Origin of the sequence: Vaginella massiliensis, assembly GCF_900089075.1 — a bacterium.
GTDB classification, from domain to species: Bacteria; Bacteroidota; Bacteroidia; order Flavobacteriales; family Weeksellaceae; genus Weeksella; species Weeksella massiliensis_A.
In genome coordinates, this window is record NZ_LT593746.1 from 328,210 (window position 1) to 340,040 (window position 11,831).

Annotated in this window: 11 protein-coding genes; 1 reads left to right on the forward strand and 10 read right to left on the reverse strand. The window is 33.3% G+C overall.

Going from position 1 to position 11,831, the window contains the following annotated elements; genetic code table 11:
• Positions 1–84 precede the first annotated feature (84 nt).
• Together BN8061_RS02765 and BN8061_RS02770 are read right to left on the reverse strand one after the other, a co-directional pair.
• Positions 85–453: a hypothetical protein gene (locus BN8061_RS02765; protein ID WP_068596289.1), complete on the reverse strand. Its 369-nt coding sequence runs from the start codon at positions 451–453 to the stop codon at positions 85–87.
• A complete protein-coding gene (locus BN8061_RS02770; protein WP_068596291.1) occupies positions 443–676 on the reverse strand; it encodes an AtpZ/AtpI family protein in 234 nt (77 codons plus the stop codon). Before BN8061_RS02770 ends, BN8061_RS02765 begins: the two co-directional genes overlap by 11 nt.
• A gap of 28 nt (positions 677–704) precedes the next feature.
• On the opposite strand from BN8061_RS02770, the gene dusB reads away from it, so the two are divergent.
• Positions 705–1,697 (forward strand): tRNA dihydrouridine synthase DusB, encoded by a 993-nt coding sequence (gene dusB, locus BN8061_RS02775; protein WP_068597870.1) that lies wholly within the window; start codon positions 705–707, stop codon positions 1,695–1,697.
• Positions 1,698–1,947: 250 nt separating this feature from the next.
• Here the strand turns inward: dusB and BN8061_RS12255 are convergent, their stop codons facing one another.
• The 8 genes from BN8061_RS12255 to BN8061_RS02810 form a co-directional block, all read right to left on the reverse strand.
• Positions 1,948–2,073, reverse strand: a complete 126-nt coding sequence (locus BN8061_RS12255; RefSeq protein ID WP_262509363.1) for a hypothetical protein — start codon at positions 2,071–2,073, stop codon at positions 1,948–1,950.
• Between the two features lie 123 nt (positions 2,074–2,196).
• Positions 2,197–3,255, reverse strand: coding sequence for a DUF2891 domain-containing protein (locus BN8061_RS02780; RefSeq protein ID WP_068596292.1), 1,059 nt, complete (start codon positions 3,253–3,255; stop codon positions 2,197–2,199).
• Between the two features lie 100 nt (positions 3,256–3,355).
• Positions 3,356–5,899 (reverse strand): carboxypeptidase-like regulatory domain-containing protein, encoded by a 2,544-nt coding sequence (locus tag BN8061_RS02785; protein ID WP_068596294.1) that lies wholly within the window; start codon positions 5,897–5,899, stop codon positions 3,356–3,358.
• A complete protein-coding gene (locus BN8061_RS02790) occupies positions 5,892–6,749 on the reverse strand; it encodes a GLPGLI family protein (protein WP_162270401.1) in 858 nt (285 codons plus the stop codon). Before BN8061_RS02790 ends, BN8061_RS02785 begins: the two co-directional genes overlap by 8 nt.
• A 50-nt stretch (positions 6,750–6,799) precedes the next feature.
• Positions 6,800–7,009 (reverse strand): hypothetical protein, encoded by a 210-nt coding sequence (locus BN8061_RS02795; RefSeq protein WP_068596298.1) that lies wholly within the window; start codon positions 7,007–7,009, stop codon positions 6,800–6,802.
• A 147-nt stretch (positions 7,010–7,156) separates the two neighbouring features.
• The gene (locus tag BN8061_RS02800) at positions 7,157–8,182 is read right to left on the reverse strand and encodes an alpha/beta hydrolase (RefSeq protein WP_068596301.1); all 1,026 of its coding nucleotides are present in this window, start codon (positions 8,180–8,182) and stop codon (positions 7,157–7,159) included.
• Between the two features lie 109 nt (positions 8,183–8,291).
• Positions 8,292–10,292: a putative porin gene (locus BN8061_RS02805; protein WP_068596304.1), complete on the reverse strand. Its 2,001-nt coding sequence runs from the start codon at positions 10,290–10,292 to the stop codon at positions 8,292–8,294.
• A 99-nt stretch (positions 10,293–10,391) separates the two neighbouring features.
• Positions 10,392–11,825 carry a RagB/SusD family nutrient uptake outer membrane protein gene (locus BN8061_RS02810; protein WP_068596306.1) on the reverse strand — a complete coding sequence of 478 codons (1,434 nt, stop codon included), beginning with the start codon at positions 11,823–11,825 and terminating at the stop codon, positions 10,392–10,394.
• Between the last annotated feature and the right edge of the window lie 6 nt (positions 11,826–11,831).

Below are 11,831 nucleotides of genomic sequence, written 5' to 3' on the forward strand. Positions count from 1 at the left end.
TAGTTTTATGATTCTAAATTGCGTGCAAAATTATGATATTCTTAACTACAAACCAAAGCCAACTGCTAAAAATCATTAAAATGTTTAGTCTTTGTCTTTTAAGAGTTTAACGAAACTCAGAACCTCGGCAAACAAAAGTAAGAAATATGCGATAATTAATTGGTATATATTGTCTTTAATTTCTTGATTTACAAACACCCAAGCCAACACCACCGCCATTTTTGCAATCATACCTCCCAAAAAAACCGAACCTACATGCACTGGATATAATTTTTGGATCATGACCGCATTGAAGATGATCACCAAAGTAATGATGCCGATTACGACATAACATTTTACAATCAATTCTTTGGGCGAATCGGGTAAAATAAAACCTGATACGAAATAATGCACCCCAAAAAACACAAGGCTCAGCAACAAAAACCAAAGCAGAATCAGCAATCTATTGTTCATTTTTATCGTCAGATTTAGGCAGTTGTTTAATCATCAAATACAATCCGAAAAAAACACCGATCAACGCCAAACCAGCCGTAAAATATGGCGTATCGGTTTGGTATTTTTTATCTAACCAATGTCCAACATAAGCAAAAATGGCAATCACAATTCCCATTTGCATTCCCATTGCCGAAAATTTTAAATATTGATTAATGCCCTCTGTCTTACGTTTTGGTTTCATAAATTTGTACTTTTGCAAAAAATTTCTTGTGGTAAAGATAGGAAACATAACATTACCCAATTTCCCTTTGTTGTTGGCTCCCATGGAAGATGTAAGCGACCCGCCATTTCGTCGATTGTGCAAAATGAACGGTGCCGACCTTATGTACACCGAATTCATTTCTTCTGAGGGACTCATCCGCGACGCCATCAAAAGTAAAAAAAAATTAGATATTTTCGATGACGAAAGACCCATTGGCATTCAGATTTTTGGCGGAGACGAAGAAGCCATGGCTTTATCGGCAAGAATTGTAGAGACGGTACAACCCGATTTGGTAGACATCAATTTTGGTTGCCCCGTGAAAAAAGTGGTGTGCAAAGGAGCTGGAGCCGGCGTTTTGAAAGACATCGACCTCATGGTACGCCTTACCAAATCGGTGGTCGAAAGCACACACTTACCAGTAACAGTAAAGACCCGTTTGGGCTGGGACCACGACTCGATAAACATAGACGAAGTGGCAGAACGCTTACAAGAAACAGGCATTAAAGCCTTGGCTATTCACGGCAGAACCAGAGCTCAAATGTACAAAGGTCAAGCCGATTGGTCGCCTATTGCGCGTGTAAAAGCTAACCCAAATATCGAAATACCAATTTTTGGAAATGGCGATATAGACTCGCCCCAAAAAGCTATAGAGTACAAAGAAAAATATGGCGTAGACGGCATCATGATTGGGCGAGCTGCCATTGGGCATCCGTGGATTTTCAACAAGATAAAACATTACCGCGAGACGGGAGAATTCTTGCCAGAACCAAGCTTACAAGAACGAGTAGAAGCGGCTAGAAATCATTTGCATTGGGCAATGGAATGGAAAGGTGAGCGCACCGGAATTCTAGAAACCAGAATGCATTATACCAATTATTTCAAAGGAATTCCGAATTTCAAACCGTTCAAAACACGCTTAGTTACCTTAGATTCGGTCGAAGATTTAGAAGCTACCTTCAAAGAAATCGAACAATCTATCGTCTTGAGCAACGATCAATAATCTTCACAAAAACAATATCAAAACAAAAAAAATCCATCTTCTAAACGATGGTTTTTTTTCATTAACAAAACAATTAACTCTTTAATGACAATTGTCTACTATTTGTACATCTTCGGGTTGTAACGTGTCGTATTTCATCAAAACAACATCATTTACATCGGCACGAGAGCGCAGTTTCACCGCATACACATCTTCCCCACTTCGTAGGCGATGGTTGCAGAAGGACGACGGAAAGTTCCGCCTGTTTCTATCACAACTCCTTCGACACATTTCCCTGTTTTGCCAATTGAGTATCTAACTTATTTTTGGCATATTGACTGTATCCAAACGCAGCTGCAGCAAGGACAAAAAAGGCGATATAATAATACTTTTTCATAGGTTTAGTTTTTGATGAATTATTGGATTTTGTATAACCCAAAAGTAGAAAACCTATTTTCTATTTTTCTCCCTGATTGTAGCTATTTTTCTGATTTAGATATTTGATGAATATTTTTCGATTCTACCGAGTTGTCGTATTTTTCGTTTTGAGGGCATACAAGGCAAACGTTCCCAACCAATGACTTCCCATATAATCGTCGTTACTAATATTGTTCAACGAATAGCGAAGATGCTGATCGGCGAGTTGTCTAAAATGAGGTTTTCCTAATTTATCACCAATAATATACAAGGCTGTAGCGCGAGAAAAATTTACTCCGTCCAAATGCACCAATTGTCCATCTGTTCGATCGGAAACGATTCCTGGTTGCAATTGAAAGCGATTGTTGTATAAGTCTGGTAAGAAATTCTTGAACCACTTTTTGTATACCTCATCAGGAGTAATCTTTGACATGATCAACGCTTCTTCTAAACAAGGTGATAAAAAATCGCTTCCGCCAGGCTCATACGCAATAGCACAATTCGTATCTTTTGCATACAAACGATTCGCATGTTCGATGATTAACTTTTTAAACGCTTCATCTTTCACCGAAGTCGCATAATCGATGGCTAAACTCAAGCCAAAAGCAGAGTTATCATGTGTTCCTGTACGAACAGGATAAACCAATTTCGGTAAATATTCTTTGTATTTAGCAACAATCAGCTCCGATAACGGTTCTAAGTTTTTCGCCCATTTTTGCGCATCGGCATCTTGCCAAGTATTTAGTTCCATTTGCAATTGCAGTAACCAAGCCCAACCATAAGTTCGCTCGAAATTCCGATTGTTTTTGTCCTCGAAAAAAGCTTTTTCTATCCGCACATTTTCGGGCGTTATCAGTTCATTGAGTTGATTTCTAACCAAATTTTTCTCATCCAATTCAGGAAAATCTTTCATCAGTTTCACGATCGACCAAAATCCATGCACCGAAGAATGCCAGTCAAAACATCCATAAAATATAGGACGTAATTGTTTCGGCGTTTTTAAATCTGCATCGCTTCCTAAAACATTTCCTAATTTGTTGGGATATTCTATCGTCATGCAATGCGTAGGTAATTCGAAAATCTTTTGTGCTTGTTCTATTTTCAATTCTTGTGCAAAAGCGGTCGAAGAGACTAAAACAGACAAAAATAATAAGCCTTTCATAATTGTTATTTTTACGAAGCTAATAAATTTATAAACAAAAAAACGACCTTATTTAGAAGTCGTTTTTTATGTAATACAAATTATTAAAGGGAAGATCTTTTTATAAATTAAATCTAATACCACCCATTAAATACCCTGATAACGTTTTAAGATTTACATAACCTTGATAATCTGGTGTAGAAATATTTCTTAGTATAGTATTTCTATCCAGTTGTGTGATATCAAAACCTTGTATAAACAAGTCAAAATATTTTAATTTATAATCTATTTCAGTATAAAAATTCCAATTCGAATTCTTTAATTTCTCAATATTTTTGATTATTTGATTATCGTTAGACACACCAAGTTTTATATTTGTTTTATTGTAATTAAATGTAATACCAAAGTCGTTCTTGATATTAAATATTGTTTGTTTATCAATTTCTTTATTATCATTCACAAATACTTGAAATGTATTTTTATAAAATACTTGAAATTTCGATTTAAATCTTGAAGTAAAATTAGTGTTCAAATTAAAGTTTGTAGAGTAAAGATTATTTAAATCATTATTAACCTTCTGAACATTTTCTGCATAATTAAAAACACCATTCATTTTCAAAGCAAGAGGTAGTTTCTTAAATATATAATCATAATTGATAAAAAGTAAAAAACTATTATTATGTTCTGCTTTGAAATAGCGTTTATAAATCAAATTATTTTGAAATATTAATTCTTCAGCTATATTATTTTTATTCTGATCGTAACTTGCATTTATAAACAATGTTCTGCCTTTAGATAGGTTTAATTTTAAATAATTTAATGAAATACTATTCGATTTTTTTATAAACAATTGATCGATTGTAGATTGATCTAACATTGTTAAATAATCTATCCTGCGTTGATTATTATTAAGAAAATCTAACGTAGGAATCCCAGCATCTAAATACGAATATTTCAACGTGAATTTTCCACCTTTATTCAATGTATAAACCAATGATGCCACTGGTGAGATACTAAAATTTTGTTCTAAAGGTTTAGAGAAAGAATTATAATAATTAAAAATAAAACTAGATGAAATTAATAAATTGCTATTGTATTTATAATTAAAGTTACCACCTGTTTCTACATTAACTAATTTATTACTTTCTGTTTCTTTCTGAGAAATAAATGTTGATAAATCAAAATTCTGTAATGAACTATTGGTATATAAATTATATGAAAATTTCTTTTTGTTATTTTTGATTGAATATCCAATTTTATAATGTTCTAATTTAGTCCTAAACCAGTTATTTTGATTATTATCTAATATTCCATAATCCTTTAATTGCGAATTAATTTCTAATGACAATTCTCCTAACAAATCATCACTTATAACATTAAACCAATTAATTTTATTAATACTATTTAGCTGTTTATTGTTCTCTAAATAATTAATCTGATTAATGTTAGAATTTATTTTATTTTGTGTAAATCCAAATTTAGAATCTACAACAGCATAATTTTTAGTATTTATTTTCCAATCTAGATTAAAAACATTTTGAACAAATAATGGTTTCTCTTCAATTTGTTGATTTTCATTCAACTCAAATAACACATAATCTTTATAAGTATCTTGTTTTTTTATGGCAGAATTATAATCAAATAACGTGTAATTTTCAATTAATAGCTTATCATTAATTTTATGATTATAATTGATAGAAGAAAAATAGTTTTTACGTTCATAAAAATTTCGTTGTTCTTTTAAAAAACTTGGTATATCCTTATCTTCAATTTTAGAAACGCCATTACTATTTCTTTTAATGGATTGATTTAATTCAAAATAATCTTCCATTGTCATTGCTACTTCGCCAATCGTATTGTAATGATTAATAAAAGCTATGTTGCCTTTTTTATTAAAATTGAATAAATTTAATCTGTTATTGGTATTCAGATCATTGCCTAAAGCAAAAGAAGCATTGCCAGAAATTGTATTTTGATAATTTTTTTTCAGTTTTATGTTTAGAACTTTCTTCCCACCAGAGCCAAAACTTTTTAAAATATCATTCGGTTGATAGTTAGAAATTAAATCTATTCCTTCAATCATTTCATTCGTGATATTTTTAGTTGCGAGTTGATGTTTATTTCCGAAAAATTCTGATCCATCAATCAAAATATTATCCATTTTCTTCCCTTGATAATAAACTACTCCGTTCTCATCAATCTGTAAACCAGGTAATTTTTCAATCAAATCTCCTAGATTTCTTTCATTCCCTGTTCTTATAGCTTCAAGATTATATTGAATTGTATCTTCTTTTTCTTTACCAAAACTTTTATTATTTACTACAACTTCTTTTAGATTCACCAAATCATCAAACATTATTACTTCTATGTCTTTATCTTTATTTAGAACAATATGTTCTACTTGTTGAGAAAAATTAAGTGCGTTAATTTTAAGTTGATACTCTCCTTGTTCTAAATCAGTAAATAAGAAAAATCCGTTCTCATTAGTTTTCTTAAAACCTTTGAATGTCTCCTCTATAAATAACTGAACCACTGCATTATTGAGTGGTTCGGAGTTATCATTTTGTACATGACCTTTTAAAGTTAATTTTTGAGCAAATAATAATGTGCTAGCAAAAAAAAAGAATTTAAAATAAATTAACTTATTTATCACTTTATTATTCACTCTTAATAATAATTCTATTTGTTTTTACTCCAGATGAATTTTCAAATCTTGAAGATGTATTAGTAGACTGTTGTTTTAATTCATCCATTTTTTTCGTGTATTCTTCTACTGATAACACATTTGTAAAAGTCGGGAGTTGTATTTCTTTTTCACTACCATTTATAGATTTTAGAGAAATATGTTTTTTATCTGTTTCTATTTCAACTATTAATCCAGGTAAACCATTAAATATTTCAGGACCATCCGTAATTGCTATTTCAGTAACATACCATGCCGTGACTAATCCTAAATTCGCATCCTCTAATGTTGCTTTATGTGCTTTATATGATCCTACTGATTTTGTTTCATTCGTGATTTTCCATGAATTTTGTAAATCACTTTTTTGCATAACAGTAAATTTTTCACCTTTAATTTCTGTTGTCTTATAAATTGTAGATGTTTCTAAATTTTTATAAAACACTTCACCTACAAAATTAAAATTCGTGTTTTTTATTATTTTCTTATTTCCATCATTTTTCTCAACATGATTGTTATTTTCATCATCAACAACTGTTTTATAAATAGATTCTTTCCCATTAGTTTCTAAAATACTTAATCTAGGCTTCGAAAGTTGATCTTTAACCATTTGTTGAGCTTGTGGCGGTAATTGAGCTATTTTACTTTCATCTATTTTTAAAGTCTGAACATATTCTATTGTGTATGAATCTTTTTTATTAACATTTTTCAGTTCATTATTCTCCATATTTACTTTATTAACAGAATTAATATTAGATGTAAATTGATTTTTTGAAGCGATATACTTTTCAGTGCATCCGTTCATTAATGTTAAAATAACTAATACTGTATACATTTTCATTTATTTATTAAGGGCCCTTAAATTATTAAAAAATTAAACTACTTTTAGAAACAAACAATACCAGATTCAAAATAGTAGCTGTATTCCCAAGATCCATCACTCCATATTGTTAATGATTCTTCTTCGTACTCATAGTAAAAACAATCATCAATTAAAGAAGTAATTTCTGAATTATTATTCTTTAATTCTACTTCATTCGCCATAGCGTAAGTTCCGAAAAGTGCAAAAGCACCTGCTAATAAAATTTTTCTCATGTTTAGTTATTTAAAATGTTAATTGATAATTAGTGTTGATCAACATCCCAAATAAATAAATAAATAAATAAATAACCAAATTAATTAGTTAAAAATGAGTAACTTTAATTAATATTATCATTAATTCATCGATAAGCTTAGAGTAATTTAATCAACTTTAAAATTTTCAAGTGCTTCTTTCGCTTGTTTACTTTGAGGAAAATGTTTCATATTATATTCAAAATATTTTTGTGCTAAATCAAACTTCTTTTGCTTCAAAAAATAAGTTGCTACTAAATGGATATAGGTTTCTTGGGGTTGAAATGTATAATTTCTTTTCGATGAAAACGCTTTAAATGTATTTTCAATTAGATTTGGTTGATGGGGAACATCTTTAATGTTGATGCGATACCCATCAAACATCCAACGCATAAAATCAATGTTTCCATTCATGGGTACCGATCCGTGTTCTTCATCTGCATATTGACGGTAAGTATAATTTAACGATGGATGATTTGAATCGTTAATCAATGAATGAACCGCTTTTATTCCTCCATAATGCTCTTGCAAATGTCCAAAATTTTGACTCTCACCCACTTGCGTAATCATCAAAAATCGATTCTCGAAAGAATGATTTTCTAAGTTTTGATAAAGATTCAATAATTCTTTGTCATTAAACCAAATACTTGGATCGTGCGCAACATATCCATTGAAAGTTTTGGGGTGATTGTACAAGGTTTTCAACGCAAAATAGCCACCCAAAGAATGTCCAATTAACAAACGAAAATCATTCACACGATAATTTTTCTGCATAAAAGGAAACAATTCAGTTTGAATATAATTGAGGAAATTAACATCATTCATAGGTGTAAAATCTTTTGTTCGATCACCATTTTTATTTGTAATTCCAACAATAATCGATTCGGGCATTTCCGGATAAAAACCAGATTGAAATTTAGAAACTACGCCTGTTAAAAACGTAAAATTCGATTCTCCATCTAACACATAAATCACAGGATAACTTACTTTTTGAAGTTTATTATTAGAATACGATTCGGGAAGATTCACCCAAATTTCTCGTTCAGTATTTAAGATTTTGGAATTTATTTTTTGGATTTTAGCAATAGACAGTTTCTCTTGTGAAAAACCGATTTGAGAGAAAATCAAACAAAATAAAAGTAGGATTTTTTTCATGTATAAAATTTTTCTAAAAATAGTTATTTAGAATTATTCTACACAAATGATTTTGGACAGCAAAAACGACCTCATCATGAAGTCGTTTTTCTATATAATTTGTAATTTTTTAACTAAAAATATTCCATTTGAGCCCCAATTGTATTTTGAAACCGCGGTAAGGTACACCCGGTACCGAAAAATAATTGCGCTTGCCAAACAAAGCGTTGAGATGATCGCCTCGAATATAAAATCGCATATTGCGAACTTTGGCGTTGAGGAATAAATCGACTATAGGATAACCTCCTATTTTTTGAGCCGTTGCTTCATCTTGCAAATAAAATTCATTGATCAACGGGAAAAAACCTTGTGCATCGTAGCTTGTAAAATAATACGCACTCACCCCAGTTTGCAATTCGGCTTTTCCTTCAAAAACTTTTCCTTGCCAATACAGGGTTTCGCGAACTATAAAATCGGGCAAAGGCAAATACGCTTCGTTGTTGGTAACTTTCTGATACTGAATAGTAGAAACCAAATTGAATTGTTGAAATTGCAAATGATTGCGTCCTCGAATCTTGAAATAATTGATATTGTCATCCAGTTGCTGCACAATAAAATTGCGGTCTAAATAAGGTTGATTCCCGATATGATAAACAGCCGCCTCGAGCTGCGTTTTCAACCTATCCAACGACAATATACCATACAATTTTTGGGTATTCACATTATCGAAAGCATCGTTGTAATAATTGAAATTGGCAAGTGCATTTTGATTATAAATCAAATTGAGCGACGGAATATTGGACCGTGCCAAAATACCTGCTGTGAGGGTGTATTCTCTTAGCGGACTCACATCTAAAGCCGCATCGATTTTGTACAAACTTCCATGATGGGTCGATTGTAAAAACTCTAGCTCGCCACGCAGTTTGAGCCGCTCATTCCAATCGAAATGTACATCTCCGACCACGCCAATCAAATTTTCTTCCCAATCGGACGGTACATAAGACTGATAGCCTTCGAAATAAGCAAAATCTTTTCTACCTTCTAACCTTAGATTCTGAAATTTCACGCCTGCATCGAGCGTCAATTTATCTGACCATTGAAAGCCTGCCGTGGTCACATTGCTCATCGATTTCAATTCTTTCTCATTAAAAAATACATTCGACACCAACGGATTCTGATCGTTCAGCAAGAAATTAAAATCTTCTGCGTTACTGTATACTTTATATTTCTGATTTTCGAAGGTGAATCGATTGGCCAATTTTACAGCATAATAGCTTGTGGAATCGGTTGGATTCAATCGCGGTAAAATCCCATAAGAAGCCGCCAAGAAATATCGCCTAGAATCGAATTTTGAAGTCGTATTGTTCAAATTTACCGCGACATTGGCTGCATTGGTAAGATTGCGCTCCTCAGCTTCGATAAAATCATCAATGTCTTGTATGCCAAAATTTTCTTCGTTATCGATATTTTGGGTTGCAAAATGCCCCCAAACATTCAAGCGTTTATCTTTGGTATGATAATTCGAACTCAATACGAATGCATTGTTCGACGCCAAAGATCGTTGATACAAGCCTCGAGATCGCAGCCCTCTGTATTGCACCGCATAATTGAATTGCGAATTGAGGTTGTGGGTAAAAAGCGACGAAAGATAATTCCCTTCGCGAACGCCATTTTCGTACACAAACTGGGTCATGGGCGTTTTGACATCGAAATACCGAATGGCATCGGCATAGAGATAGTTGAAGCGTTTGCCAGTTGGTAAAAGCTCTTGCTGAAAGGGTTTGTCATAGACTTCTAAAGCGCTTAACGTTTGTCCGATGTTTGGAAATTGCATCTTGGCAAACAAATCTTTCCCTATAAAATTTTGATTGTAATACGCATCAATCGTGAGGGTGGTATCTACAATTTCTCGTGCGGTTTTATCGGTCCAAAATTGATAATCAGCCAACGTGCGTTTTACATACACCACCGAATCGTTGCGTGTTTCGCCCTGCAATGGTCGTCTTCGAATGGTATCGGCTTCGACTACCGAATAGGGTGAAGTATCTGACGCTTGGTTTCGGTCGCGTTCTATTTGTGCAAGCAAGGGCGTACACAAAATAGCGATATAGAGAAAAATAATCTTTTTCATACACTGTTGTAAGATGCTACAAATGTAATAGAAAATTTTATGTAAAATAAAAAACCCGCTCGACCGAGCGGGTTGAAAGTATGGTAAAAAAGTGAATTCTTATTTCCACACTGGATGTTGCGTCATGTTAGGATTACGGTTCATTTCACTCAGCGGCATAGGTATTACCCAATATTTACTATCTGCTGGCATTGAGCAAGACAAACAATTGGTTTCTCTTTCGAATCCTAATCCATTTCGTTTTAGGTCTGTGAATCGATGACCTTCACCAATGAATTCGATTTTTTTGTCTGCCAAAATCGCGGTAATTGCATCCCCAGAATATGGATTTGCCCCTCTTTCTGCTGCATGTTCATTCAACAATGCTAAGGCAGCTGCGCTATCACCTTTTTTCGCTAAAGCTTCCATTTTGATGTACTTAGCTTCTGTTGCTCTCAACACTTTCACGTTTACCGTCCAGTTACCATCGCCGGTGTTTCTTGGCCATTTTCTCAACCAAACTCCTTTTGGAGTATCGGTTACAGGTGCTCCACTGGTGTTGAACAATCTTTTTCTTTCGTCACCGCTATTGATTTGGTTGTAGAAAGCTTCTCTAGCCAATAAACTTCTGTGAGATCCAGAGTTTGAATAGAACGTACTGATGTGGGCATTTACTGCCAAATTGTAATTCGCCGTCTGGTTGATCTCGAATAGAGTTTCTGGTTGTTGTTCCAACAAAGCAACATTGGTAGAAGTGAAATAGTCGTACAATTTATCCTTTGTAATAGGAGGTTGTGCCGCCATTACCTCATCTGCCAATGCAATTGCTTTGTCGTAATCCCCAGAGGCACCTCTGGTCAAATAAACTTTAGACAGGATTAATTTTCCTGCTAAAGGAGAAATAAACGTTTTAGCATCGGTGGTTCTGAAGTTAGGGTTCATTTCTACAATCCCTTCGCTAAGGTCTTTGATGATTTGGTCATAAACCTCTGCAACCGTTGCTCTAGAGTATTTGGTGTTGGGATTATAGATTCCTAAATTCAATGGTATACCAAACTCTTGATATTGCCCAGATGTTGGGTTGCTCGAATAAAGTTGAACCAAAGTGAAATATAGGAAACCTCTCAATAGTTTTGCTTCTCCCTTCAAGCTTTTTGTAACATCTGTAGTCGGAAGCGATCCTTCGTTGATTACAATATTGGCTTGATTGATCCCATTATACCCCACATCTAAGAATCCTAGATCCGAGTCACCAGACCAGCTGAGATTCTGATAAGAAACATTGTATCCATCATTGCTGTTGCTGACAAAAATATTGTCTGATACAACATCATTGAAAATCAAGTATTGTGCACCGTAGAGACCAGCCCCTCCTACGCTATTGTAAATACCGTTGGTAACGTATATTAACTTTGTTTCTGACTCTATGTGACCGGTAGAGGTGTCATAGACATCTCCCAATTCATATTTAAGGTCCAAATCGTTTTCATCGCAACTCGTAAAGGTCAACAAAGCTCCGATAAAAAATAGTTTAAATATATTTTTTGCTTTCATGTTTCT